This window comes from Streptomyces sp. AC627_RSS907 (genome assembly GCF_019049165.1).
In genome coordinates, this window is the sequence record NZ_JAGMUE010000015.1 from 19,300 (window position 1) to 45,570 (window position 26,271).

Consider the following 26,271-nt stretch of genomic DNA (forward strand, 5'->3'; position numbering starts at 1 on the left):
CCGACGGCCGGCCCCGGCCCCGGCCCCGGCTCCGGCTCTGGCCCCGGCCCCGGTTCAAGGGCCTCACCCACGTGAAAGGACAAACCCCCCGATGAACACCACGACGCACCACACGCCCGACACCCCCCGCGACCTCGTCGGCATCGGCATCGGCCCCTTCAACCTCTCCCTCGCCGCACTCGCCGCCCCCCTCACCGGCCTCGACGCCGTCTTCTACGACCAACGCCCCGCCTTCCACTGGCACCCCGGCCTGCTCATCGACGGCGCCCGCATCCAGGTCCCCTTCCTCGCCGACCTGGTCACCCTCGCCGACCCCACCAGCCCCTGGACCTTCCTCAACCACCTCAGAGCCCGCGACCGCCTCTACCCCTTCTACTTCGCCGAGCGCTTCCACATCCAACGCGCCGAATACGACGCCTACTGCCGCTGGGTCGCCGAAAACCTCCCCTCCCTCCGCTTCCACCACCAGGTCGACGCCGTCCGCTGGAACCCCGAACACGGCCTCTTCGAGGTCGACTACACCCAACTCGACGCCGACGGCGAGGCCCACGCCGTCGGCCGCACCCACGCCCACAACATCGTCCTCGGCGTCGGCACCGAACCCCACGTCCCCGACCAGCTCAGGCCCCTCGCCGACGCCCCCGGCGTACCCGTCGTCCACGCCGCCGACTACCTCGACCACCGCGACACGCTCCTCACCGCCGAGCACATCACCGTCGTCGGCACCGGCCAGTCCGGCGCGGAGGTCTTCCTCGACCTGCTCCGCCACCGGCCCCCCGGCCGCGAGAAGATCCACTGGCTGGGCCGCACGCAAGCCTTCGCCCCCATGGAGTACTCCAAACTCGGCCTGGAGCACTTCACCCCCGACTACACCCGCTACTTCCACGCCCTGACCGAACCGGTCCGCGACCGCCTCGTCACCGCACAATGGCAGCTGCACAAAGGCATCGACGCGGACACCGCCGCCGCCATCCACGACGAGCTCTACCGCCACACCCTCCACGGCGGCTGGCCCGACACCGTCCTCACCCCCGGCGTCCACGTCCGCACCGCCGGCCGCATCGCCCCCACCCAGATCGAACTCCACCTCGAACACACCCAGCAGAACACCCGCACCCGCCTCATCACCGACGCCGTCGTCCTCGCCACCGGCTACCGCGAACGCCCCCTCGACCGCCTCCTCGCCGGCCTCGACCCCTACATGCGCCGCGACAGCCACGAACGCCCCCGCGTCGACGAACGCTTCCGCCTCCTCCTCGACCCCACCGTCACCGGCTCCGCCTACGTACAGAACGCCGAAACCCACACCCACGGCGTCGGCACACCCGACCTCGGCCTCGCCGCCTGGCGCAGCGCCACCATCCTCAACGACCTCACGGGCCAGGAGCCCTACCCGCTGCCCAGCCGCACCGCCTTCACCACCTTCGGCCTGGAAGACGGACAGCCCCAGGTCCCCACCGCACACCACCACCGGGCACTCACCCCACAGGCGGACGGGACCTGAGGCCACCTCAGGACGTGTGGGTCAGAACACCGGCGTCCCGTTGCGCGTCAACGACCACCCCACGGACGCGAAGTCCCTCGGATCCAGCACACCCCGCGCCGTCACCCACTCGGCGATCCGCGTGCGGATCTCCGTCGACTCCGACCACAGCTCCTTGGCGGACGCCACGTGCGGGAAGGCGCCACCGCCGTTGGCCCGGTAGTTGTTCACCGCCAGCACGAACTGCTGCGCGTCGTCCAGCGGAGCACCACCATGGGTGAGGTTCCTGATCCGCGACCCGGCCGCCTGCGCGATGTCGATCTCGTACGACAGCCCCGACAGGTAGTCGTAGTTGTAGTCCGGACGGCCGTTCGCGTTGGTCAGCCTCTCCACGTCCACCGGCGCGCCCTCCGCCGTCCGCACGTAGTACTCCGCCGAGTACTCCAGGTACGCCCGCACCTGCGCACCCGTCATCAACTTCGCCACCAGCGTGTTGTCGTACACGTACAGGCTCGACAGGTCCCGGATCGTCACGTCGCCGGCCGGGATCTCCGAGGTCCGGGAGAAGGGCGACGCCTGCGCGAGAACCGGCAGGGACGCGTACTCCGTACCCGCCAGCGCCTCCCTGACCACGTCCTCCTGCACCTTGGTGATCAGATCGATGATCGGCGCGTCCTTGTACCGCGCCTCCACCGTCGTCAGCGTCTCGGTCGCCGTCCCGACCACCTGGTTGACGTACGCCACCACCTTCGCGTGCTCGTCCGCCAGCAACCGGGTGATCGACGGGTCGTCGGCCACCGTGTTCGAGTTCCGCAGCGACGCCCTGACCGACTCGACGTGCCAACGGCCCCGCTCGAAGAACAGCTCGAAGTCGAACAGCGCCAACCGCTCGGCATAGCACAGCGGCTCCGACAGCACGACCGTCTTCCCGGACGCCTCGTTGACAACCCTCAGCTCCGGGATCTCCACATGGGCGTGCCCGACGAGGATCGCGTCGATACCCGGCACCTGCCTGGCCACGTTGGCCGCCGCGTTCTCGACGTACGGCACCTGGTCACCGTACGACGACGTACCCGACGAACCCGAGTGCGCCGAGACGACCACCACGTCCGCGCCCATCGAACGCAACTTCGGCACCCACTTGGCCGCCTGCTCCTCCAGCCCCGGGAAGGCCAGCTTCCCCTGCACGTACGCCTTGTCCCAGATCGCGATACCGGGGTTCGTCAACCCCAGCACCGCCACCTTCACCGGAGGGGCGCCCTTCACCCGGAACGTCTTCATGAAGTACGGGGGGAACGCGGGCCTGAGCGTCCTGGCGTCCACCGCGTTCGCACCCAGCAGCGGGAAGTCGCACTGCTCCTCGAACTTCCGCAGCGTCTCGATACCGTAGTTGAACTCGTGGTTGCCGAGTGCCACCGCGTCGTACCCGATCGCGTTCATCGCCTGCGCCATCGGGTGCACCGGGCCGCCCTCGGCGGTGATCGGATCCACCTTCGCGTAGTAGTACGTCAGCGGCGTGCCCTGGATCGTGTCCCCCGCGTCCAGCAACAGCGTGTTCTCGCGGCCCTTCTCCGCACGGACCTGGTTCACCAGCGTGGAGACACGGGCCAGTCCCTGGGCGTTGCCCGCCGCGTCCGCGTACTCCGCGTCCTTGAAGTAGTCCCAGTTGAAGACGTGCCCGTGCAGGTCCGTCGTGCCCAGGACCGTCAGCGCGTACCGCTTCGGCTTCCGCCGGCCCCGCTGCGCGGGTGCCGCCCCGGCCGCCGGGGCCGCCGCCGCGCCCGCCAACGCGGCCCCCGCTCCCGTCACGGCGGACCTGCTCAGGAACTTCCGGCGGTTCAACGGCATGGCTGACTCTCCTCGGTGACCTGTCACAACATCAACAACGCGCGTAGATTCTGTCCTGAACACGACCCGTGTCAACAGAGGGAAGAGGGAGGGGAGGCGCAACACCCGATCAAGGGGTTGACGGGCGGTCATGCCACGAAATGCTCATCAGAGCATCCGTCCGCACCATTCAACACTTGTCAATCACCCTTTACCCAAAGGTGGTTGAGTGGACATGCGCGGCCAATTCGCTACCGACCGGTAAGTCATAGGCTCGACTCATGCGCCGAGCGAAAATCGTCTGCACCCTGGGGCCCGCCACCGACTCCTACGGCCAGATCAAAGCCCTGGTCGACGCCGGAATGGACATCGCCCGCTTCAACTTCAGCCACGGCACCCACGCCGAACACGAAGAGCGATACCACCACGTCCGAAATGCCGCCGACGAGACCGGTCGCAGCGTCGGCACCCTCGCCGACCTTCAAGGTCCGAAGATCCGACTCGGCCGCTTCACCGAAGGCCCCGTACTCCTTGAACGCGGCGACACCTTCACCATCACCGTCGAAGAGGGCGCCGAAGGCGACCGCCACAGCTGCGGCACCACCTACGCAGGCCTCGCCACCGACGTCACCCCCGGCGAACGCATCCTCATCGACGACGGCAAGGTCAGCCTCCAGGTCACCGACGTCGACGGCCCCCGCGTCCGAACGACCGTCACCGAGGGCGGCGTGATCTCCGACCACAAAGGCCTCAACCTCCCCGGCGTCGCCGTCTCCGTCCCCGCCCTCTCCAAGAAGGACGAGGACGACCTGCGCTGGGCCCTGCGCAACGGCTTCGACGTCATCGCCCTCTCCTTCGTACGCAGCGGACGCGACGTCCTCGACGTCCACCGCATCATGGACGAAGAGGGCCGCCGCCTCCCCGTCATCGCCAAGGTCGAGAAACCCCAGGCCGTGGAGAACATCGAGGACATCGTCGCCGCCTTCGACGGCATCATGGTCGCCCGGGGTGACCTCGGCGTCGAGATGCCCCTCGAACAGGTCCCGATCGTCCAGAAACGCGCGATCAAACTGGCCAAGCGCAACGCCAAACCCGTCATCGTCGCCACCCAGATGCTCGACTCGATGATCGACAACGCCCGCCCCACCCGCGCCGAGGCCTCCGACGTGGCCAACGCGGTGATCGACGGCACCGACGCCGTCATGCTCTCCGGCGAGACCAGCGTCGGCACACACGCCATCGTCACCGTGCGCACCATGGCCCGCATCGTCGAGGCGGCGGAAGAGGACATCCTGGCCAAGGGCCTGCCCCCACTCACCGAACGCAACAAACCCCGCACCCAGGGCGGCGCGGTCGCCCGCGCGGCGGCGGAGATCGGCGACTTCCTCGGCGCACGGTACCTGGTCGCCTTCACCCAGTCCGGCGACACCGCCCGCCGCCTCTCCCGCTACCGCTCACCCATCCCGCTGCTCGCCTTCACCCCGGAACCGGCGACGCGCTCCCAGCTGAGCCTGACCTGGGGCGTGGAAACCTTCCTCGGCCCGCACGTGGACTCCACGGACGCGATGGTCGACCAGGTGGAGGAACTGCTCACCCGGTACGGACGCTGCGAGAAGGGCGACGTGGTGGTCATCACGGCCGGCTCACCACCGGGGGTGTCGGGGACGACCAATCTGGTCCGGGTGCACCACATCGGGGAGGACTACGGTCCCCAGCGGTAGGTCAGTACGTGGGCCCGACGTGGGCGTCCAGGAGGGCTACGGAGGCTTTGCGGGCTACGGAGACCGTCACGGCGGCGCGGCTCTGGTCGAGCGACTTCCACTCGACGCCCACCCGCTCCCGAGGGTGGGCATCCACGATTCCCTCGTGCCATGGTTCCAGGGCGATCTCTCGCTCGTGTTTCGTGCATGCGGCCACTTTGCGCTCTCATCGTGTCCGCGAACAGCGAAAAGCGGATGTTCACGAGAACGTGGACATCCGCTTCGAGGTGCAGCCTTGGATTCTGAGGAAAAGTGCCCCGGGTGGGACTCGAACCCACACTGAATACCTTTTGAGGGTATCGTCTCTGCCGATTGGACTACCGGAGCTCCTGCGAATCGAAGATTTCATCCGACCCGCCGCGTGTCCACCATACCGCAGCTAGGTAGGCTCTTGTCAGCAGTATCCCTGCCCCGAACGAGGAGCCCACGTGACCGCCCCCGAGTCGCCCCAGCCCGCCGACGTGACCGACGACGACAAGTCACACGTGCCTCCGCTGACGACCCGTGTCGTCATCGCCGAGGACGAGGCGCTCATCCGGCTGGATCTCAAAGAGATGCTGGAGGAGGAGGGGTACTCCGTCGTCGGCGAGGCCGGTGACGGTGAGCAGGCCGTGGAGCTGGCCCGCGAGCACAAGCCCGACCTCGTGATTCTCGACGTGAAGATGCCCAAGCTGGACGGCATCTCCGCGGCCGAGAAGATCGCCGAGGAGAGCATCGCGCCGGTGCTGATGCTGACCGCGTTCTCGCAGCGCGACCTCGTCGAGCGGGCCCGGGACGCCGGGGCCATGGCGTACCTGGTGAAGCCCTTCAGTAAGAGCGACGTCGTCCCGGCGATCGAGATGGCCGTCTCGCGGTTCACCGAGCTGAAGACGCTGGAGAAGGAGGTCGCCGACCTCAGCCAGCGGCTGGAGACGCGCAAGCTGGTGGACCGGGCGAAGTCGGTGCTCCAGACGGAGTACGGCCTGACGGAGCCGGCCGCCTTCCGGTGGATCCAGAAGACGTCGATGGACCGGCGGATGTCGATGCAGCAGGTTGCCGAGGCGGTCATCCAGGACGCCGAGGAGAAGAAGGCGTCCAAGGGCTGAGCACGAGACGGCCGAGGCCCGCGTCCCCTGTTCGGGGGCGCGGGCCTTGTCGTACCGGCGTCGCCTCAGTCCTCGCCGAGGTAGGCCTTGCGGACCGACTCGTCGTGGAGGAGGTCCTGTCCGCTGCCGGACAGGACGATGTTGCCGATCTCCATGACGTGGCCGTGATCGGCCAGGGACAGGGCGGCCTGGGCGTTCTGTTCGACCAGCAGGATGGTGGTGCCCTGGGACTTCAGTTCGGCGATCGTCGACATGATCTTCTGCATCATGATCGGTGAGAGGCCCATGGAGGGTTCGTCGAGCATGAGCAGTTTGGGCTGGGACATCAGGGCGCGGCCCATGGCGAGCATCTGCTGTTCGCCGCCGGAGAGGGTGCCCGCGGCCTGTTTGCGGCGTTCGCCGAGGATGGGGAAGAGGTCGTAGGCGCGCTGGATGTCCTTCTCGATGCCGGGCCGGTCGCTGCGCAGGAAGGCGCCGAGGCGGAGGTTGTCCTCGATCGTCATGCGGGGGAAGATGTGCCGGCCCTCGGGGGAGTGGGCGAGTCCGAGGGAGACGATCTGGTGGGCGGGGACCTTCTTGAGTGATTTTCCCGCGAACCTGATCTGTCCGCCGACCGGTTTGAGGAGGCCGGAGAGGGTGCGCAGGGTGGTGGTCTTGCCGGCGCCGTTGGTGCCGATGAGGGTGACCACTTCGCCGGCGTCGACCGTGAAGGAGATGCCTTTGACGGCTTCGATCTTGCCGTAGGCGACGCGGAGGTCCTCGACCTCGAGGAGTGCGGTCATCGGTCGTTCTCCTTGCCGGCCGCGGTGTCCGTGGTGGTGTCGGCCTGGGCGTGGGCTTCGGCGGCCTCCACTTCGGCTGCTTCCGCCGCGCCGGGGTCGTTCTCGAGGGGTTCGCCGAGGTAGGCGGCGACGACGCGTTCGTCGCCCTGGACGGTGGCGCTGTCGCCCTCGATGAGTTTTTCGCCCTGGACGAGGACGGCGACGCGGTCGCACAGGTTGAAGATGAAGCGCATGTCGTGCTCGATGACGAGGACGGCGACGCCCATGTCACGGATGGCGAAGACGAGTTCCTCGGTGGCCCGGGTCTCCTGGGGGTTCATGCCGGCGGTCGGTTCGTCCAGGAGCAGGAGTCCGGGTTCGCTGGCGAGGGCGCGGGCGATCTCGAGTTTGCGCTGTTCGCCGTAGGGCAGGTTGCGCGCGAGGTGGTCGGCTTTTGCGGCGAGGCCCACGAAGTCCAGGAGTTCCATGGCGCGTTTGCGGGAGGCGGCCTCCGCCTTGTGGAAGCCGGGTCCGCGCAGGACGGCTGACCAGAAGCCTTCCTTGGTCCGGGTGTGGCGGCCGACGAGGACGTTCTCCAGGACCGTCATGTTGGCGAACAGCCGGATGTTCTGGAAGGTGCGGGCGATGCCGGCGGCGGTGACCTTGAAGGACTTCGGTGGCAGGACGCGGTCCTTGTAGCGGACTTCGCCCTCGGTGGGGATGTAGAGGCCGGTGAGGCAGTTGAAGAAGGTGGTCTTGCCGGCGCCGTTGGGCCCGATGAGGCCGACGATCTCGCCGCTGTTGACGGTGAGGTCGACGCCGCGGACGGCGGTGAGGCCGCCGAAGCGCATGGTGACGCCGCGCGCGTCGAGGACGGGGGTGCCGGGGGCGGGTGCGCCGGGGGTGTCCTTGGTGGTGGTGTCGGTGGTCATGGTGGTCAGGCCCCTGTCTTGCTCAGGACTGCGGGCGCTTCGGCCTCTTCGTGGAATTCCAGTTGGCGGCGTCGGTTGGGGATGAGGCCCTCGGGGCGGAAGCGCATCAGCAGTACGAGCGCGAGTCCGAAGGCGAGGAGTTGGTAGTCGCCGAGGAACTGGAGCTTGTTGGGGATCAGGAAGAGCAGCGCGGCGCCGATGAGGGGGCCGGCGATGGTGCCCATGCCGCCGAGGACGACTGCGGCGAGCAGGAAGGCGGAGTTGGGTGGGGTGGTGCCGGCGAAGAGGTACTGCTCGGGGGTGACGGTGTAGGTGACGTGGGCCTGGACGGTGCCGGCGAGGCCGGCGAGGGTGGCGCCGACGGCGAAGGCGATGAGTTTGACGCGGAAGCCGTTGATGCCCATGGCGAGGGCGGCGGTCTCGTCCTCGCGGATGGCGACCCAGGCTCGGCCGATGCGGGAGTCGCCGCTGCGTCGGAAGACGAGGACGACGACGGCGGTGATGACGAGCATGAGGAAGAAGTAGTTGGCGAACCGGCCGATGGTGAAGCCGGCGATGTCGTGCTGGACGCCGAGGTCGAAGCCGAGGACCTTGAGGTCGGGGACGGAGGAGACGCCGTTGGAGCCGTTGGTGAGGTCGGGTCCTGAGGTGCCGTCGAGGTTGTTGGCGGTGATGCGGAAGATCTCTCCGAAGCCGAGGGTGACGATGGCGAGGTAGTCGCCGCGGAGCCGGAGGGTGGGGGCGCCGATGAGGACGCCGAAGACGAGGGAGGCCAGGGCGCCTACGAGGACGGCGGCCCAGAACGGGAAGTGGACGTCGAAGGGGGAGCTGGGGGAGCCGGAGACGAGGGCGGCGGCGTAGGCGCCGACGCCGAGGAAGGCGACGTAGCCGAGGTCGAGCAGGCCGGCGAGGCCGACGACGATGTTCAGGCCGAGGGCGACCGTGGCGAAGATGAGGATGTAGACGCCGAGGGTGGCGTACTGGTCGTCGGACTGGGTGAAGGGGAAGCAGGCTGCGGCGATGAAGGCGCCGCAGACGGTGATGTTCTGGTGCCGGGCGGTGATCTGCGCGGCCTGGTTGATCAGGCCGGCCCGGTTGAGGGCGGCGAAGGCGAGGCCGGCGGTGATCAGGAAGCCGACGAAGAGTTCGTCGTACTCGGTGCCGATGCCGTAGGTGAAGACGACGAGGGCGATGGCGAGGACGGCGACGATGATCAGGATCTCGACGTAGGAGGGCAGCGCGCGCAGGGGGCGGGGGGTGCCGGCGGCGAAGGCGGCCTTGACGGTCTGCCAGTTCTGGGAGGCGGTGTGTTTGAACTGCTCCCAGCCGGTGTCGTCGGGGTCGAACGGGTCGGGCTCGGGACGTTCGAAGGGCAGGGCGAGGGAGCCGAGCAGGGCGATCAGGGTGGTGGCCGCGGCGATGTAGCCGCCGGGTTCGAGGTTGACGACGCCGCCGAGTTGGGTGCTGATCGCGATGACCGTGTACCAGGTGGTGGCGAACGCGGCGAGGGCGGCGAACTTGAGTGCCGCGTCGGCGCCGGCGGGTGCGAGCCAGCGCAGGCCCTTGATGTCGTAGGAGGCGAGGCCGAGGAGGGTGGTGAGGGCGCCGGCGATCAGTACCAGGACCTGTAGGCCGCCGGGGTAGCCGTAGACGGTGAGGTCGCCGGGGAACGCGGCGGTCCAGGTCCAGGCGAGGAACGTGGAGGCGATGGTGAGGGCGCCGCCGCCGGTGGCGAGGGCGCGCCCGATGTGCGGGGGTATGCCGATGAGGCCGGAGGTGTTGCCGGCGGTGGGGGCGCCGGCGGTTTTCGTAGCGGTGGTCTGTGTGGTCATCGGTGTCACGCCCTGTCCGCAACGCGTTCGCCGAGCAGGCCCTGGGGCCTGAACAGCAGCACGAGAATGAGGAGGATGAAGGCCCATACGTCGGCCCAGGACTGGCTGCCGAACTTGTCCAGGCCGGGGATGTCGGCGATGTAGGCGGCGGCCAGGGTCTCGGCGACGCCGAGGACGACGCCGCCGATCATGGCGCCGTAGATGTTGCCGATGCCGCCGAGGACGGCTGCGGTGAAGGCCTTGAGACCGAGGATGAAGCCCATCTTGAACTCGATCTGGCCGTACTTGAGGCCGTTGGCGACGGCTCCGACGGCGGCGAAGACGGCGCCGAGGGCGAAGGCGACCACGATGATGCGGTCCGTGTTGACGCCCATCAGCTTGGCGGTGTCCGGGTCCTGGGCGGTGGCCTGCATGCCGCGTCCGGTGCGGGTGCGCATCACGAAGTAGCCGAGCAGGGCCATGCTGACGGGGGCGGCGATCAGCAGGAAGATGTCGCCGGTCTGGATGGTGACGTTGCCGATGTGGAAGGGGCCGCCGTCGATCTGCGGGAAGGGGCGCGCGGACTTCGCGTCGGGGTACCAGGCCCAGACCGCCTGCTGGAGGGCGAGGGAGAGGCCGATGGCGGTGATGAGGGGGGCGAGGCGGGGGGCGCCGCGCAGTGGGCGGTAGGCGAAGCGTTCCGCCCCGACGGCGACGGTGACGGAGACCACCATGGCGCCGATGAGCATCAGGGGTAGGGCGATCAGCATGGAGGTGCCGTCGGGCAGGATGTACACGTAGACCGTGAGCGCGCCGAAGGCGCCGGTCATGAAGATCTCGCCGTGGGCGAAGTTGATGAGCTGGACGATGCCGTAGACCATTGTGTAGCCGATGGCGACCAGCCCGTACATGGATCCCAGTAGCAGGCCGTTGACCAGCTGCTGCGGCAGTTCGTTCACCGCATGTCCTCCGAGACTTTCGGACGTTCGACGGATGTGGCCGGATGCGAGTCCGCGCGGGGCGCCTGTGGAACAGCGCCCCGCGCGGCTCGTGGGCAGGGGTGCGGCAGGGTCAGCCGGTGTAGGTACCGGACTTGACGGCCTTGAAGGCTCCGTTCTCGACGGAGTAGACGGTGAGCTGCTTGTTGGTGGCGTCACCGAACTCGTCGAAGGAGACCTTGCCGGTCACGCCGTCGAAGGAGACGTTCTGCATGGCCTCGGTGACCTTGGCGCGGGCGTCGGAGGGGAGCTTTCCGCCGTTGTCCTCGACGACCTTCTTGACGGCCTCGATGATCGCCCAGGCGGAGTCGTAGGAGTAGCCGCCGTAGGCCGCGTAGCTCTCCTTGTAGCCGGCTGCCTTGTAGTCGGCGACGAACTTCTTGGCGGAGTCGAGTTCCTCGACGGGGGCGCCGACGGAGGTGGAGAGGTCGCCGTTGCTGGCGGCTCCGGCGAGCTTGATGAAGGTGTCGTCCTTGATGCCGTCGCCGCCGACCAGGGGGATCTTGGCCCCGGCTTCCTTGATCTGCTTGCTGAGCGGTCCGGCCTGCGGGTATTCGCCGCCGTAGTAGACGACGTCGGCGCCGGAGTTCTTGACCTTGGTGGCTACCGAGGAGAAGTCCTTGGTGTCGGGGTTGATGTGTTCTGTGCCCACCACCTGGCCGCCGAGTTCCTTGAACTCCTCGGTGAAGGTGGCGGCGAGGCCGGCGCCGTAGGTCTTCTTGTCGTCGATGACGAAGACCTTCTTCTTCTTGGCGTCGTTGAAGACGTACTGTGCGGCGAACGGGCCCTGGATGGCGTCCGTGGTCGCGGTACGGAAGTACGACTTGTACTGGCGGACCTTCTTGGTGCGCCACTCCAGGCCCTGGGTCAGTGACGGGCCCGTGTTGGCGGGGGAGACCTCGACCAGTTTGGCGGTGTCGAAGACCTTCTGCATGGACTCGCCGACCGAGGAGTTCAGGGGGCCGACGACGCCGAGGACGTTCTTGTCGGCGACGAGTTTCGAGGCGTTCTGCTGGCCGACGGAGGGCTGGCCCTGGTCGTCGAGGGCCTCGATCTTGAAGGTGATGCCGTCGACGTACTTCTTCTCGTTGGCGGTCTTGGCCGCGAGGTCCGCCGAGTTCTTGATGCCGAGGCCCAGCGCGGACAGGTCGCCGGTCAGCGGGGCGTCGACGCCGATGACGACGGTGGTGCCACCGCCGCCGCCGTTGCCGGAGTCCGAGCCGCCGCCGTCGTCGTCGCGCGAGCCGCAGGCGGTGAGGGTGAGTGCTCCCGCCGCCAGAGCGGCGGTGATGGCGATGAGCGAACGTTGACGCACGATCAGTCCTTTCCCTGGCACAGCCGCTTCCTCGTGGAGGCGGCCGAGTCGAGCGCGGGGCCGAAGTGACAATCCGACGGCGCGGTGACTGGCCGTGACTCTAAGCGTGTGTGGGGAACGTGGAGGAGGGTCTGACTCAGGCTGTGACGCTCTTGTTATGACACGACGTAATGCAGAGCGGTACCGGCTGGGAAGAAGGGCGGAATTCAGACCGATTCGCCCGGTCCGCATGGTGAGAACTTGCAGGACCTGCGGGTCGCGTTCAGGTGTCTGGGGCGTTTTGGTGATTACCTGGAATCGTTGCTGCAGGCGACCTGAAGGGCGTGTGAGAGGTACTGCGCATAGCGCGGTCCCAGGATGAAACTGTGGGCCTGCATTGCACGCGTATTACGCAGTGTTACATCCAGGAAAGGGAGTCCGGGGTTCCGTGGCGCTTTTTCGCATTCCGTCACCCGAAGCGTGACGATGATCTTGCGGGCGGAATGTGACTTTGTCTGGAAAGGTGCCGCGGGGGACGAAGTCACCGACAGGCCGGAGTAGGGCTGGGCGATCCGCGTCACGGTGACGGGCGGACCGGACCGCACGCTCAGCGTCACGGCGAAGCTGAAACTGCCGGTCGGGGCGTTGCGGGGGTCGGCCACCGGGTCCAGGTAGACGAGGTCGACCGCCTGTGCCGGGTAGGGCGGTGGAGGGTCGGGCCGCGCGTGCGGCCGGCTCGCGTACAGGTACCCGGCGCCCGCCAGGACGACGAGGACCGCGAGGGCCGCGAGGACGGTCCGGCGGCGGCGGTCGCCCCGCCGGGTGAGGCGTCCGCGTGGCCGGGGGTGCCGTCGGGGAGTGTCCGGGGCGTCCCACGCGTGCGTACCCGCGCCCGGTTCGACGGGGCCGGTGCCGCTCACCGCTGCCACGGGCCCGTGCTCGGACCGCCGTCGCGGTAGCGTTCGGCGCACTCCTCGCGCACGCGGCGGTCGATCAACTGCTCGGCGCTCCGCGCGCCTTGGCCGCGCTGCGTGGCCCGGGCGGCCTCCACCACCTCGCGCAGGATGTCGTACTGCCGGTTGGACAGCCCCATCGACTGATAGTCGCCGTAGGCGTCACCGCCGTCCAGGGCGTCGCGCGCCCAGTACCCGACGGCGCTCACGCACAACTCCACGTCGGACGGGACTGGTGGGGACGCCGACGACACGGTCACCCCGGACAGGTCACCGGAACCGGCCTCCCTGCTGCGGGAGTTGCCGCAGCCGACCGCCGCGGCGGCGGTCAGCAGTGCCAGCACGAGCACGACCAGCACCGGTGCCCCGCCTCGCCCCGACGCTCCGGGCTCGGCCGCGGCCCGTTCCCCTGCGGCCGGTCCGGCAGCGGCACGGTCCGGTGCGCCGGGTTCGGGTGTTACCCGTTCTTCCGGGCCCGGTTCGGGTGCGGTGTGGCGCGGTGCACCCGGTTCGGGGGTGGCCCGGTCCGGCGCTCCTCGCCCGGGTGTGGTCCGGCCTGTCGGGCCCGGTCCGGGCGTTACCCGTTCTTCCGGGCCCGGTTCACGCGTGCCCCGGCCCGGTGTTCGCGGTTCGGGCGTGGACGGCCCTGGTGTGCCCGGCCCGGGCGTGGTCCGTTCCCCCGTGCCCGGTCCGGGCGTTGCCTGTTCTTCCGGGCCCGGTTCACGCGTGCCCCGCTCCGGTGTTCGCGGTTCGGGCGTGGTCCGTTCCGCCGCGCCCGGTCCGGGCGTTGCCTGTTCTTCCGGGCCCGGTTCACGCGTGCCCCGCTCCGGTGTTCGCGGTTCGGGCGTGGTCCGTTCCGCCGCGCCCGGTCCGGGCGTTGCCTGTTCTTCCGGGCCCGGTTCACGCGTGCCCCGCTCCGGTGTTCGCGGTTCGGGCGTGGTCCGTTTTCCCGTGGTCGGTCCCGGCGCGGCCGGTTCGGGCGCTCCCCGTCCGGACGCGGGCCGTGACCGCTGAGCCGCCGCCCCCGGCCAGGGGGTCTGTCCCCGTCCCATGTCCTGACGCTAGGGCCCCGGGCGGCCGGGGGCAATGCCGTGGACCGGGAGCGCTGACGTGGGTGGCCGGGAGCGCTGTCGCAGGGGGGTGACGCCGCAGGCCCGGGGTGCGTCGGCCGGGGGAGGCCGGGCGGCCGCGTGGTGGCCGCCCGGCGCGTCGCTCAGCCCGCCGCGCCCGCTCGTACCCCGTCGCCGGGGTTCACGTCCCGCAGCATGCAGGTCAGCCGGGCGGTGCACACCCGGCGGTCCTGCTCGTCGCTGATCACGATCTCGTACGTGGCCGTCGACCGGCCCCGGTGCACCGGCGTGGCCACGCCGGTGACCAGGCCGGAGCGGACCCCGCGATGGTGGGTGCAGTTCAGGTCGACGCCGACGGCGATCTTGGAGCTGCCGCCGTGCAGCATCGAGCCGACCGAGCCGAGGGTCTCGGCCAGCACCGCCGAGGCGCCGCCGTGCAGCAGCCCGTACGGCTGGGTGTTGCCCTCCACCGGCATGGTGCCGACGACGCGGTCGGCGGACGCCTGGAGGATCTGCACGCCCATCCGCGTCCCGAGGTGCCCGGCGGAGAACAGCGCGGGCAGGTCGACGCCGAGCGCGGCGTACTCGTCTATGACCTCCTGCGGGAACTGCACCTGCTGCTGCTCACCCATGGGCCCGGCTCCGTTCGTTCCGATGCGTCTGTCTGAATCACCAGTCGGCTCGGCTGAGCAAACGCTCAGTCGGTCGCCGATTGTTCCAGACGGACGACGACGGACTTGCTGGCCGGGGTGTTGCTGGTGTCCGCGGTGGCGTCCAGCGGCACCAGGACGTTGGTCTCCGGGTAGTAGGCCGCCGCGCAGCCCCGGGCCGTCGGGTAGTGCACGACGCGGAACCCGGGCGCCCGCCGCTCCACCCCGTCCCTCCACTCGCCGACCAGGTCGACGTACGAGCCGTCCCGCACGCCGAGCCGCCGGGCGTCCTCCGGGTTGACCAGGACGACCCGGCGGCCGTCCCTGATGCCCCGGTAGCGGTCGTCCAGGCCGTAGATCGTGGTGTTGTACTGGTCGTGCGAGCGCAGCGTCTGGAGCAGCAGCCGTCCCTCGGGCAGCTCCGGGTACTCGACCGGCGCGGCGGTGAAGTTGGCCTTGCCGGTGGCCGTGGGGAAGCGGCGCTCGTCGCGCGGGGCGTGGGGGAGGGCGAAGCCGCCGGGGTGAGCCACGCGCGCGTTGAAGTCCTCGAAGCCCGGAATCACGCGCCCGATGCGGTCGCGGATCGTGGCGTAGTCCCTTTCGAACTCCTCCCACGGCACCTTGCTGTCCGCGCCGAGCACCCGGCGGGCCAGGCGGCACACGATCGCCGGCTCGGACAGCAGGTGCGCGCTCGCGGGCTCCAGCCGGCCCCGGGAGGCGTGCACCATGCCCATGGAGTCCTCGACGGTCACGAACTGCTCGCCGCCGGCCTGGAGATCGCGTTCGGTACGGCCCAGGGTCGGGAGGATCAGCGCACGCGCGCCCGTGACGGTGTGCGAGCGGTTCAGCTTCGTGGAGACGTGGACGGTCAGACGCGCGCGGCGCATGGCCGCTTCGGTGACCTCCGTGTCGGGGGAGGCGGAGACGAAGTTGCCGCCCATGGCGAAGAAGACCTTCGCCACGCCGTCGCGCAGCGCGCGGATGGCCCGTACGACGTCGTAGCCGTGCTCGCGCGGCGGGGCGAAGCCGAACTCCTTCTCCAGGGCGTCCAGGAAGGCGGGCGCGGGGCGTTCGAAGATGCCCATCGTGCGGTCGCCCTGGACGTTGGAGTGGCCGCGCACCGGGCAGACGCCCGCGCCGGGACGGCCGATGTTGCCGCGCAGCAGCAGGAAGTTCACGACCTCGCGGATGGTGGGCACCGAGTGCTTGTGCTGGGTCAGGCCCATCGCCCAGCACACGATGGTGCGTTCGGAGGCGAGCACCATGCGCAGTGCTTCCTCGATCTCCGCACGCGTGAGGCCGGTCGCCGCGAGCGTCTCGTCCCAGTCGGCGGTCCGGGCGGCCTCGGCGAACTCCTCGTAGCCGTGCGTGTGCTCCTCGACGAACGCCTTGTCGACCGCGCCCTCGGTCTGGAGGATCAGCTTGTTGAGGAGCCGGAAGAGGGCCTGGTCGCCGCCGAGGCGGATCTGCAGGAACAGGTCGGTGAGCGCGGCGCCGGCGGTGAGCCCCTTGGGGGTCTGCGGGTTCTTGAAGCGCTCCAGGCCGGCCTCGGGCAGCGGGTTGACGCTGATGATCCGCGCGCCGTTCGCCTTGGCCTGTTCCAGGGCGGAGAGCATGCGCGGGTGGTTGGTGCCCGGGTTCTGACCGGCCACGATGATCAGGTCGGACTTGTGGAGGTCCTCCAGCAGGACGCTGCCCTTGCCGATGCCGATGGTCTCGGTGAGGGCCGAGCCGGACGACTCGTGGCACATGTTGGAGCAGTCCGGCAGGTTGTTCGTGCCGAGCTCGCGCGCGAAGAGCTGGTAGAGGAAGGCGGCCTCGTTGCTGGTGCGTCCGGAGGTGTAGAAGACGGCCTCGTCGGGCGAGTCCAGGGCGGCGATCTCCTCCGCGACGATGTCGAAGGCGCGCTCCCAGGTGACGGGCTCGTAGTGCTCGCCGCCCTCGGGGAGGTACACGGGGTGCGTCAGCCGGCCCTGCTGGCCCAGCCAGTAGCCGCTGCGGGTCGCGAGGTCGGCCACGGAGTGCGCGGCGAAGAACTCAGGGGTGACCCGGCGCAGGGTGGCCTCCTCGGCCACGGCCTTCGCGCCGTTCTCGCAGAACTCCGCCTTGTGCCGGTGGTCCGGCTCCGGCCAGGCGCAGCCCGGGCAGTCGAAGCCGTCCTTCTGGTTGACGCTCAGCAGGGTCAGCGCGGTCCGCTTCACGCCCATCTGCCGCTGTGCGGCGCGCAGGGTGTGGCCGATGGCGGGGATGCCCGCCGCCGCGTGCTGGGGCTCGGTCACCCGCGGCGCGTCCTGAACGGGATCGCCCTTGGGCGGCTTGGTGGCCATCGCGCGCTCCTTCGCTTACGCGTGTGAGGTACGTCTCCGATCCTCGCACGCCGCGCTGACATCGCCGGGGTCCGGGCGGCCACGGGTCCGGGGGCGGTGGGCGCGGTGACGGAGGGATGTCCGTCCTGTGCGGCCGGATACGAGCGCGTCCGGAAGGAGGCGCGGGGACCCGTGCGACCAGCGACGACGCGCTCGTGGCGCGGGACGGCCGCCCCGCGCCGCCCGCGGGGGCGGGGCCGAGTGTCAGTGGTCCGTGGCAGGATCGGGGACGTGGCAGAGACAGCAGCGAAGAAGACCGACAACACCTCCGGCGGCGGCCGTCCGCGCCTGATGCTCATGGACGGGCACTCACTGGCGTACCGCGCGTTCTTCGCGCTGCCCGCGGAGAACTTCACGACCGCGACGGGCCAGCCGACCAACGCGATCTACGGCTTCGCGTCGATGCTGGCCAACACGCTGCGTGACGAGGCGCCCACGCACTTCGCGGTGGCGTTCGACGTCTCCCGCAAGACCTGGCGGTCCCAGGAGTTCACCGAGTACAAGGCGAACCGCTCCAAGACCCCGGACGAGTTCAAGGGGCAGGTCGAGCTGATCGGTGAGCTGCTCGACGCCATGCACGTGCAGCGCTTCGCCGTCGAGGGCTTCGAGGCCGACGACGTCATCGCCACGCTCGCCACGCAGGCCGAGGCCGAAGGCTTCGAGGTGCTGATCGTCACCGGTGACCGGGACTCCTTCCAGCTGGTCAGCGAGCACACCACGGTCCTGTATCCGACGAAGGGCGTCTCCGAGCTCACCCGGTTCACGCCGGAGAAGGTCCTCGAGAAGTACGGGCTGACCCCCGCCCAGTACCCCGACTTCGCGGCGCTGCGCGGCGACCCGTCCGACAACCTGCCGGGCATCCCGGGCGTCGGCGAGAAGACGGCCGCGAAGTGGATCAACCAGTTCGGGTCGTTCGCCGAACTGGTCGAGCGGGTCGACGAGGTCAAGGGCAAGGCCGGGCAGAACCTGCGCGACCACCTGGAGTCCGTCAAGCTCAACCGCCGGCTCACCGAGCTGGAGCGGCAGGTCGAGCTGCCGAAGTCCGTCGCCGACCTGGAGCGGACGGCGTACGACCGCAAGAGCGTCGCGGTGTTCCTGGACACCCTGGAGATCCGTAACCCCTCCCTGCGGGAGCGGCTCTACGCCGTCGACCCCGGCGGCGAGGAGGCCGAGGCGACGCCGGTGGTGGCGGACGGCGTGGAGCTGGACGGCACGGTGCTGGGCACGGGCGAGCTGGCCGGCTGGCTCAGCGAGCACGGCACGCAGCCGCTCGGTGTCGCCACGGTCGACACCTGGGCGCTGGGCACGGGCTCGGTCGCCGAGGTCGCGCTCGCCGCGGCCGACGGGAAGGCCGCCTGGTTCGACCCGACGGAGCTGGACGAGGCCGACGAGACGGCGTTCACAGCCTGGCTGTCCGACGCGGACCGGCCGAAGGTCCTCCACAACGCCAAGGGCGCGATGCGTGTCTTCGCCGAGCACGGCTGGAGCATCGCCGGCGTCGGCATGGACACCGCACTCGCCGCCTACCTGGTCAAGCCGGGCCGCCGTTCCTTCGACCTGGACGCGCTCTCCCTGGAGTACCTGCACCGCGAGCTGGCCCCCGCCGCCGCGGCCGACGGGCAGCTGGCCTTCGGCGCGGACGACGGTGCCGAGGCCGAGGCGCTGATGGTGCAGGCCCGCGCGATCCTCGACCTGGGCGAGGCCTTCGAGGGCCGCCTGGCGGACGTGGGCGCCGCGGACCTGCTGCGTGACGTGGAGCTGCCCACGTCCGCGCTGCTGGCCCGCATGGAGCGGCACGGCATCGCGGCCGACCGGGAGCACCTCCAGGCCATGGAGCAGATGTTCGCGGGCGCCGTGCAGCAGGCGGTGAAGGAGGCGCACGCGGCGGCCGGGCGCGAGTTCAACCTGGGCTCGCCCAAGCAGCTCCAGGAAGTCCTCTTCGGCGAGCTGAACCTGCCGAAGACCAAGAAGACCAAGACCGGATACACCACCGACGCCGACGCCCTGGCCTGGCTGGCGGCCCAGACCGACAACGAACTGCCGGTCATCATGCTCCGCCACCGTGAGCAGGCCAAACTGCGCGTGACGGTGGAGGGCCTGATCAAGACGATCGCCGCAGACGGCCGTATCCACACCACGTTCAACCAGACGGTCGCCGCGACCGGCCGCCTCTCCTCCACGGACCCGAACCTGCAGAACATCCCGGTCCGCACCGACGAGGGCCGCGCGATCCGCCGCGGGTTCGTCGTCGGGGAGGGCTTCGAGTCCCTGATGACGGCGGACTACAGCCAGATCGAGCTGCGCGTGATGGCCCACCTCTCCGAGGACGCGGGCCTGATCGAGGCGTTCACGTCCGGCGAGGACCTGCACACCACCGCCGCCGCGCAGGTGTTCTCCGTCGAGCAGTCCGCGGTCGACGCGGAGATGCGCCGCAAGATCAAGGCCATGTCCTACGGTCTGGCGTACGGCCTGTCGGCCTTCGGTCTCTCCCAGCAGCTCAACATCGAGGCGGCGGAGGCCCGCGGGCTGATGGACGCCTACTTCGAGCGGTTCGGCGGGGTCCGGGACTATCTGCGCCGGGTCGTCGACGAGGCACGGGCGACGGGTTACACGGCGACGCTCTTCGGTCGCCGCCGCTACCTGCCCGACCTCAACAGCGACAACCGCCAGCGCCGCGAGGCGGCCGAGCGCATGGCCCTGAACGCGCCGATCCAGGGCACGGCGGCCGACATCGTCAAGATCGCCATGCTCAATGTGGACAAGGCGCTGCGCGAGGCCGGCCTCGAGTCCCGCATGCTGCTCCAGGTCCACGACGAAATCGTCCTGGAGATCGCCCCCGGTGAGCGTGCGGCGGCGGAGGAACTCGTCCGCCGCGAAATGGCGGGCGCCGTCCGGCTCAGGGTCCCCCTGGGCGTCTCGGTGGGCGCGGGCCCGGACTGGGAGTCGGCAGCGCACTAGCCTCCGGCGAGCGGCGGTGCGGGGTGGGTGAGCGGCGCGTGTTGCCCGGCTCGCGTCGAGTCTGTGGCCTGCGGCGGTACTCGTGGGGCCCGCGGGCGCGTCGGCGCTGTCGCCGGGCCGGTTCACCGGGGAGCGAAGGCTGGTCCCGTGCCCTGCTCCCGCCGGTGCGGGCCGAGGCGCCGTGAACACCGGTCCGGGGCCGGTCACGGCACCGCGCGGGGGTGCCTGCGCGCACCTCTCGTCCCGCGGGGGCTGCGCGGCCGGGGGAGGTGCCGGGCTCGCGCCCCGCTCCCGTCCGTGCGGGCCGGGAGACGCCGAGAGCCCCGCCGCGCCGGGGCACGGGCCGCCACCCCGGTACCGGCGCCCCGCCCCGCCGGGCCCGTCACTCAGGTGGCCCCCGCGAACACGCCCCCGCCCCCCTCTCCCGTGAGGATGCGGGCATGGGTATACGCATGCTCCATCACCGGACGACCCCGGCACGGGCAAGCACGGACGGACCCGCCCGCGTGCCCCTCCTGCCGGTCCCCGCCGTCGCACCGGGCGCGAGTACCGGCCGCACCCCCACCACCCTCGCGACGGCCCTGCGCCGCACCGCCGCAGACCTCCGCCGCGGGCTCGCCCACCGGGGCCAGGCCACCGCGACCCCACGGGAGACGCCCGCCTGGGCCCTGTGGGCCGACCTGGCCCGCGGCTACCTGGCCCTCGCACTCACCCTCCTGCCGCGGACACGGCCCGCCCACACCGTGACCGTGTTCGTCGCGAGCGCCGACCCCCTCAGTGCACGACCCGGCGGACCGGCTCCTCACCGACGTCCCCCGGCAGGCTCGTGGGGGCAGGGACCGGACGCCACACCCTGACCCCCAGGGCGTACACGAACAGCGCAGGGACGAGCCCCGCGCCCGCGCCGAAGCACACCGTCGGGATCAGCTCCCAGGGCTTCGCCACGTCCCCCCAGTAGTCCCACCACCGCGTCGCCCGCCGCACCGCCCCGGCCGCCGCGCAGCTGCCGAGGACCGCCCCGGCCCACCACCGGTCCCGTACCGAGAGGACCGGCACGCCCAGCGGCTCTGCCCGGGGCACCCGGCGCAGCGCGCGCGCCAGGAACACGGCGATCACGACCGCGGCCACCGCGGAACCGACGTACTGGAGGTACCAGTAGAGCGGCGAACCCGCGATCTCCCGGCCCAGGACGGGAAACACCCGCATTCCCCAGCGGTCGAGGTGCGTGAACGCGTCCCACACCACGTGCGTCAGCGCGCCCAGCACCGCCGACACGTACCACCACGCCACCGACGACGGCCGTACGCGCGCGCGGGGGACCCCGCAGCGCAGCAGGGCGGCGGCGCGCCCCTGCCGGGCCCGGGGCAGCAGGGCCACCAGAGGCTCACGGACCAGGAGCCACAGCCCCACCAGCGCCCAGGCGATGACCACATCGACGGTGAACACGCCCGGGAAGGAGTGCGTGACGTCTCCGAACTCCATCGCCCCGGTCAGGAAACTCGCCGCGTAATAGGTCAAGTCGGGCGAGAAGGAGCCCGCCACCAGCACGGCGGGGACCAGCCGTCCCCGGCCGGTCCCGTCGCCCCGCACGGCGGGCAGCACGGCGGCCGCATGACTCAGGGTGAACGGCAAAGGAACTCCTCATATGGCCAAGTGGTGAATATCGGGCACGAACGGGTGCCCGCGCAAAGCATGTTGTCGTAGGGTCACCTGCGGCACCGTACTGGTCGAACAGACGAACCTCGCCCGGGGTGAGTCGTGGTGCAACCCTCGGGGCGAGCCGGTCGTCACAACAGGGCGGGTTCAACGAGCGAGACACAGCCGAGGACAGACGGAGACGGACGCGCGGGCGTCCGCGGGGAGGGGTTCACTCTATGGCGGCGCAATTCGGCAGGAGGTTCCGCAAGGGGGCGGTCACCACCACCGTGGCTGCGGTCGCGGTCGCGGCCCTGTCCGCGTCCCAGGCTCCCGAGGTCACGGCGGACGCGAACGGCAGACAGACCGCCGCCGACAACGTGCCGACGTCCGACACGCCCGCCGAGGAGAGCGCCACCGGCAACTCGCCGTACTACACGGACCTGCCGCCGCTCAACAGCCCGAACCCCGCGCCGACCATCGGTACCCCCGCCTCCCGGGGCGCGTCCGAGGCCGGCATCCCCGCGACCGTCCTCGACGCCTACAAGAAGGCCGAGTCGGCCCTGCGCCAGTCCAAGCCCGGCTGCAACCTGCCGTGGCAACTCCTCGCCGCCATCGGCAAGGTGGAGTCGGGACAGGCCCGTGGCGGCCGCGTCGACGCCAACGGCACCACCATCGGCCGGATCATCGGCCCACAGCTCGACGGCAACGGCTTCGCGCTCATCAAGGACACCGACAACGGCGTCTACGACGGCAACAGCAACTACGACAACGCCGTGGGCCCCATGCAGTTCATTCCGTCCACCTGGGCATGGGCGGGCCGTGACGGCAACGGCGACGGCGAGGAAGACCCCAACAACGTCTACGACGCCGCGCTCGCCGCCGGCCACTACCTGTGCCGCTTCGACTGGGACCTGTCCACCGACGCGGACCTCAGGAAGGCGATCCTGAGTTACAACAACTCGACGGACTACCTGGCGACGGTCCTGTCGTGGCTGGAGCACTACCGCAGGGGCACCCACGAGATCCCGGACGGCACCGGCACCCTGCCCGTGGGCCGCAGCGACAGCGGCACCGGCGGGAGCGGCCCCGGCCCGTCGTCCCCGGGCACCCGCAAGCCCGGTCAGTCGCCCAAGCCCCACGCCCCCGGCACGAAGCCGGACCCGGGCAAGCCGACCACGCCCGGCAAGCCCACCGCCCCCGGCAGGCCCAGCGCCCCGGACAAGCCCACCGCCCCCGGCTCCCCGAAGCCCACCCTGCCGCCGCCCACGACCGAGACCCCCACGGACACGGTGCACCACCTGGAGAACGCCGGCACCACGGGGCTCACCGCGACCGCGGGTGACACGTTCGCCAAGAGGATCGGCGCCCGCGCCGAGACCAAGGCCGGAAAGGCCGTCGCCAAGGTGCGGATCCGCTTCACCGTCGTGGGCGACACGGACGCCACCTTCACCGGCGGCGAGAAGGTCGCCGCGGTCACCACCAACGCCTCCGGTGTGGCCACCGCGCCCGCGCTGGTGGCGGGCGAGAAGACCGGTGCCTTCACCGTGCGTGCCACGGTCATCGGCCGCCCCGTCGCCGCCCTCGACTACAAGGCCACCGTCACCGAGCGCGTCGCCGACGCCCTCACCCGCACTGGTGCGACCGACCTGACCTGCACCCCGGGCGGAGAGTTCGCCGACCGGGTCGAGGTGAAGGCCACGCACAAGGGAGCGGTCGCGGACAAGGTCGCCGTCACCGCCACCCTCGTCAGGTCGGCGTCCGACCCGGCCGAGAACGACAAGGGCCCCTACTTCAAGGACGCCGACGGCAAGGCCGTCCGCACCCTGACCGGCCTGAAGACCGACGCCAAGGGCCTGCTGACGCTGCCCGAGCTGTACGCGGACGACACCACCGGCACGTTCGTGCTCCGCCTCACCACGGCGGGCGGCGCCACGCTCGACGTCCCTCTGAAGGTGGCCGCGGCGGAGCCGTCGCCCGGCACCTCACCCGAGGGCTCGCCCGACCCGTCCACGGTGCCCTCGACCGGGCCCGAGGCGTAGCCCCGACTCCGGCACGAGCGACCGAGGGGGCCGCCCCCCAGCTGCGGCTGCGGGGCGGCCCCCTCGGTCGCTCCCGCGTCACGCCCCGAGCCGGGCCTTGGTGTGCCGCGTCGGCTCCGCCGTGGCCGGGTCCTCGGGCCACGGATGCTTCGGGTACCGGCCGCGCAGCTCCGCCCGTACGCCCTTGTAGCCGTCCTTCCAGAAGGAGGCCAGGTCGGCAGTGACCGCGGCCGGGCGGCCGGCGGGGGAGAGGAGGTGAACGAGAAGCGGAACGCCGGCGATCTCGGGGGAGCGCTGGAGCCCGAACATCTCCTGCAACTTCACCGCGAGGACCGGCTGCCCGGGGTCGCCGTAGTCGATCCGGATCCTGGACCCACTGGGTACGACGATCCGCTCCGGGGCGAGTTCGTCGAGCCGCGCCGCCTCCCCGGAGGCCCAGGGCAGCAGTCGTGCCAGCGCCTGCCCGGCGTCGATCCGCGCCAGGTCGGCCCGCCGCCGCGCCCGGCCCAGCTCGGGCTCCAGCCACTCGTCCACGCGCGCGTGGAGCGCGTCGTCGCACACGTCCGGCCAGGGCTCGCCCAGATGCCGCCGCAGAAAGGCGAGCCGCTTGCGCAGCACCTCCGCGTCGGCCGACCAGCGCAGCAGCCCGAAACCCTCCTGCCGCAGCCCCTCCAGCAGCGCGCCCCGTACGAGACCCGGGTCGGCGTCCCTGAGCGGCCGGACCGCCAGTTCCACGGCGCCGAGCCGTTCGACGCGCCGGGCCACGACGTCACCGCCGGCCCAGCGCACCTCCTCCCGCTCCGTCAGCAGCGCGCCCGCCGCCCGCCGCGCCGTCGCCTCGTCGACGACCGCCCCCATCTGCACGCGCGCGTGCCCCTTGCCCACGGGTCGGTCGGCCACGGCGACGGCGATCCAGGGCGCCCCGCGCAGCGCCGACGCCTCCGGCAGCTCCGCCCGGGTGCCGGAGACCATGAGATACGAACCGCCGTCCTTCTTGGCCACCCGCTCGGGAAAGGCGAGGGCGGCCACCAGCCCGGCGAGACCGTCCTCGGTGACACCCTGCTCCCGTCGGCCGTCACCCTCTCGCACGGTGGCCCGCAGCCGCCGCGCCTCGGCCCGCCACCGCGCCCCGTAGGCGTCGCCCCCGCGCCGGGCGGCCCGCAGGGCGGACACCAGGTCGTCCCCGTACTCCCGCGGCGGCTCCTCACTGAGCAGAGCGACCACCTCGGCCACCCCAGCCGGCCCACCCGCACCGGACGCCCCGGACACCCCGGCCCCCGGCACCTCCACGTCCGAGCCCCCCGCGTCGAGCAACGCCCGCCCCAGCCGGGGATGCAGGCCCAGGCGTGCCAGCCGTACGCCCCGTTCGGTGGCCCGTCCGGCGGTGTCCACCGCGCCCACAGCCGTCAGCACCGACCGGGCCGCCGCCATCGCCCCGCCCGGCGGCGGATCGAGCAGCGCCAGCCCGGACGCGTCCGGGTCGCCCCAGCAGGCCGCCTGCAGCGCGAACGCGGTCAGGTCGGCCACCTTGATCTCCGGCGCCGGGAACCGCGGCAGCCTGGCGTCCTCCGCCTCGGCCCAGCAGCGGTACACCGCACCCGGCGCCTCGCGCCCGGCCCGTCCCGCCCGCTGCCGGGCCGCCGCCCGCGAGGCGCGCACCGTCGTCAGGGCGCTCAGCCCGCGCGCGTGGTCCACCCGCGGCTCGCGCGCCAGCCCGGCGTCCACGACCACCCGCACCCCCGGAACCGTCAGCGACGACTCCGCCACCGAGGTCGCCAGCACCACCCGGCGCCGCGCCCCGGGCGAGAGCACCGCGTCCTGCACGGCCGCCGGTGCCCGCCCGTGCACCTGGAGCACGTCGACGTCCCCGAGCGCCCCCAGCTGCCCGGCGACCCGGGAGATCTCCCCGGCACCGGGCAGGAAACACAGCACGTCCCCGTCCCGCTCGGTGAGCGCCCGCCGCACCACCGACGTCACGTGCGCGAGCAGCGCCGGGTCCACCCGCATGCCGTGCGGCGGCCGTACCGGCCGCACCGGCGGCGCCCACACCACCTCCACGGGGTACGACACGCCCTGCGCCTCGACGACCGGCGCCCCGCCCAGGAGCCGGGCCCAGCCCTCCGCGTCGGTCGTCGCCGACGCGGCCACCAGACGCAGCTCCGGTCGCAGCGCCTGCCGCACGTCCCACAGGAACGCCGCCGTCGTGTCCGCGTCCAGATGCCGCTCGTGGCACTCGTCGAGCACCACCACGTCGACGCCCGTCAGCTCCTGGTCCCGTTGCAGCCGCTGCAACAGCACACCGGTCGTGACGACCTCCACGCGCGTGTGCCGCCCGACGACCCGCTCACCGCGCACGGTGTACCCGACGCTCGCGCCGGGCCGCTCACCCAGCAGCCACGCCATGCGCCGGGCCGCCGCCCGCGCCGCGATCCGCCGCGGCTCGGCCACGACCACGCGCCGCGCGGGACCCTCGCCCAGCAGTCCGGCCAGCGCGAGCGGCACCAGCGTCGTCTTGCCGGTGCCCGGCGGTGCGACCAGCACCGCGGTGCCGTGCCCCTCGAGGGCGTCGCGCAGGGCGGGCAGGGCACCGCGTACGGGCAGGGCGTCCAGGGCGTCGTAACGGATCACGCCCCCAGTGTCGTACGA

General features: G+C 71.2%; 18 protein-coding genes and 1 tRNA gene. 5 read left to right on the top strand and 14 right to left on the bottom strand.

Annotated elements, in window-relative coordinates:
• Positions 1-91 precede the first annotated feature (91 nt).
• A complete protein-coding gene (locus KUM32_RS04645) occupies positions 92-1,504 on the top strand; it encodes a lysine N(6)-hydroxylase/L-ornithine N(5)-oxygenase family protein (RefSeq protein WP_217140491.1) in 1,413 nt (470 codons plus the stop codon).
• Positions 1,505-1,525: 21 nt separating this feature from the next.
• Here the strand turns inward: KUM32_RS04645 and KUM32_RS04650 are convergent, their stop codons facing one another.
• Positions 1,526-3,331, bottom strand: coding sequence for a bifunctional UDP-sugar hydrolase/5'-nucleotidase (locus tag KUM32_RS04650; RefSeq protein ID WP_217140492.1), 1,806 nt, complete (start codon positions 3,329-3,331; stop codon positions 1,526-1,528).
• 260 nt (positions 3,332-3,591) lie between these two features.
• On the opposite strand from KUM32_RS04650, the gene pyk reads away from it, so the two are divergent.
• The gene (gene pyk / locus KUM32_RS04655; protein ID WP_217140493.1) at positions 3,592-5,031 is read left to right on the top strand and encodes a pyruvate kinase; all 1,440 of its coding nucleotides are present in this window, start codon (positions 3,592-3,594) and stop codon (positions 5,029-5,031) included.
• A 1-nt stretch (position 5,032) separates the two neighbouring features.
• Here the strand turns inward: pyk and KUM32_RS04660 are convergent, their stop codons facing one another.
• Together KUM32_RS04660 and KUM32_RS04665 are read right to left on the bottom strand one after the other, a co-directional pair.
• Positions 5,033-5,167, bottom strand: a complete 135-nt coding sequence (locus KUM32_RS04660; RefSeq protein WP_374227483.1) for a hypothetical protein — start codon at positions 5,165-5,167, stop codon at positions 5,033-5,035.
• A gap of 156 nt (positions 5,168-5,323) precedes the next feature.
• Positions 5,324-5,397 (bottom strand) — tRNA-Leu (locus tag KUM32_RS04665).
• Between the two features lie 101 nt (positions 5,398-5,498).
• Between KUM32_RS04665 and KUM32_RS04670 the strand changes: the two genes are divergently transcribed.
• Positions 5,499-6,155 carry an ANTAR domain-containing response regulator gene (locus KUM32_RS04670; protein WP_217140494.1) on the top strand — a complete coding sequence of 219 codons (657 nt, stop codon included), beginning with the start codon at positions 5,499-5,501 and terminating at the stop codon, positions 6,153-6,155.
• A gap of 65 nt (positions 6,156-6,220) precedes the next feature.
• Here the strand turns inward: KUM32_RS04670 and KUM32_RS04675 are convergent, their stop codons facing one another.
• The 9 genes from KUM32_RS04675 to KUM32_RS04710 form a co-directional block, all read right to left on the bottom strand.
• Positions 6,221-6,937 carry an ABC transporter ATP-binding protein gene (locus tag KUM32_RS04675; RefSeq protein WP_217140495.1) on the bottom strand — a complete coding sequence of 239 codons (717 nt, stop codon included), beginning with the start codon at positions 6,935-6,937 and terminating at the stop codon, positions 6,221-6,223.
• Positions 6,934-7,848, bottom strand: a complete 915-nt coding sequence (locus KUM32_RS04680; protein ID WP_217140496.1) for an ABC transporter ATP-binding protein — start codon at positions 7,846-7,848, stop codon at positions 6,934-6,936. The genes KUM32_RS04675 and KUM32_RS04680 overlap by 4 nt, the downstream gene beginning before the upstream one ends.
• 5 nt (positions 7,849-7,853) lie before the next feature.
• Positions 7,854-9,680, bottom strand: coding sequence for a branched-chain amino acid ABC transporter permease (locus KUM32_RS04685; RefSeq protein WP_217140497.1), 1,827 nt, complete (start codon positions 9,678-9,680; stop codon positions 7,854-7,856).
• Between the two features lie 5 nt (positions 9,681-9,685).
• Entirely contained in the window at positions 9,686-10,618 is a 933-nt protein-coding gene (locus tag KUM32_RS04690) for a branched-chain amino acid ABC transporter permease (RefSeq protein WP_217140498.1), read from the bottom strand.
• A gap of 112 nt (positions 10,619-10,730) precedes the next feature.
• Positions 10,731-11,972, bottom strand: coding sequence for a branched-chain amino acid ABC transporter substrate-binding protein (locus tag KUM32_RS04695; RefSeq protein ID WP_217140499.1), 1,242 nt, complete (start codon positions 11,970-11,972; stop codon positions 10,731-10,733).
• A 287-nt stretch (positions 11,973-12,259) separates the two neighbouring features.
• Complete coding sequence (locus tag KUM32_RS43225; protein ID WP_308408592.1) at positions 12,260-12,871, bottom strand: Tat pathway signal sequence domain protein; 612 nt, start codon at positions 12,869-12,871, stop codon at positions 12,260-12,262.
• The gene (locus KUM32_RS04700) at positions 12,868-13,263 is read right to left on the bottom strand and encodes a hypothetical protein (RefSeq protein WP_217140500.1); all 396 of its coding nucleotides are present in this window, start codon (positions 13,261-13,263) and stop codon (positions 12,868-12,870) included. The genes KUM32_RS43225 and KUM32_RS04700 overlap by 4 nt, the downstream gene beginning before the upstream one ends.
• 854 nt (positions 13,264-14,117) lie before the next feature.
• Complete coding sequence (locus KUM32_RS04705) at positions 14,118-14,606, bottom strand: hotdog fold thioesterase (protein ID WP_217140501.1); 489 nt, start codon at positions 14,604-14,606, stop codon at positions 14,118-14,120.
• Between the two features lie 65 nt (positions 14,607-14,671).
• Positions 14,672-16,951: an FdhF/YdeP family oxidoreductase gene (locus KUM32_RS04710; RefSeq protein ID WP_217140502.1), complete on the bottom strand. Its 2,280-nt coding sequence runs from the start codon at positions 16,949-16,951 to the stop codon at positions 14,672-14,674.
• Positions 16,952-17,221: 270 nt separating this feature from the next.
• On the opposite strand from KUM32_RS04710, the gene polA reads away from it, so the two are divergent.
• Positions 17,222-19,948: a DNA polymerase I gene (polA, locus tag KUM32_RS04715; protein ID WP_217140503.1), complete on the top strand. Its 2,727-nt coding sequence runs from the start codon at positions 17,222-17,224 to the stop codon at positions 19,946-19,948.
• A gap of 774 nt (positions 19,949-20,722) precedes the next feature.
• Here the strand turns inward: polA and KUM32_RS04720 are convergent.
• A complete protein-coding gene (locus tag KUM32_RS04720; RefSeq protein ID WP_217140504.1) occupies positions 20,723-21,580 on the bottom strand; it encodes a DUF4184 family protein in 858 nt (285 codons plus the stop codon).
• Positions 21,581-21,822: 242 nt separating this feature from the next.
• Between KUM32_RS04720 and KUM32_RS04725 the strand changes: the two genes are divergently transcribed.
• Positions 21,823-23,625 (top strand): lytic murein transglycosylase, encoded by a 1,803-nt coding sequence (locus KUM32_RS04725; protein WP_217140505.1) that lies wholly within the window; start codon positions 21,823-21,825, stop codon positions 23,623-23,625.
• Positions 23,626-23,703: 78 nt separating this feature from the next.
• On the opposite strand, the gene hrpB is transcribed toward KUM32_RS04725, so the two are convergent.
• Entirely contained in the window at positions 23,704-26,253 is a 2,550-nt protein-coding gene (gene hrpB, locus KUM32_RS04730; RefSeq protein ID WP_217140506.1) for an ATP-dependent helicase HrpB, read from the bottom strand.
• Positions 26,254-26,271: the final 18 nt, after the last annotated feature.

Coding starts and splice junctions, on each gene's coding strand:
- KUM32_RS04645 (WP_217140491.1), top strand. CDS start 92: ATGAACACCACGACGCACCACACGCCCGACACCCCCCGCGACCTCGTC.
- KUM32_RS04650 (WP_217140492.1), bottom strand. CDS start 3,331: ATGCCGTTGAACCGCCGGAAGTTCCTGAGCAGGTCCGCCGTGACGGGA.
- pyk (WP_217140493.1), top strand. CDS start 3,592: ATGCGCCGAGCGAAAATCGTCTGCACCCTGGGGCCCGCCACCGACTCC.
- KUM32_RS04675 (WP_217140495.1), bottom strand. CDS start 6,937: ATGACCGCACTCCTCGAGGTCGAGGACCTCCGCGTCGCCTACGGCAAG.
- KUM32_RS04680 (WP_217140496.1), bottom strand. CDS start 7,848: ATGACCACCGACACCACCACCAAGGACACCCCCGGCGCACCCGCCCCC.
- KUM32_RS04685 (WP_217140497.1), bottom strand. CDS start 9,680: ATGACCACACAGACCACCGCTACGAAAACCGCCGGCGCCCCCACCGCC.
- KUM32_RS04705 (WP_217140501.1), bottom strand. CDS start 14,606: ATGGGTGAGCAGCAGCAGGTGCAGTTCCCGCAGGAGGTCATAGACGAG.
- KUM32_RS04710 (WP_217140502.1), bottom strand. CDS start 16,951: ATGGCCACCAAGCCGCCCAAGGGCGATCCCGTTCAGGACGCGCCGCGG.
- KUM32_RS04725 (WP_217140505.1), top strand. CDS start 21,823: ATGGCGGCGCAATTCGGCAGGAGGTTCCGCAAGGGGGCGGTCACCACC.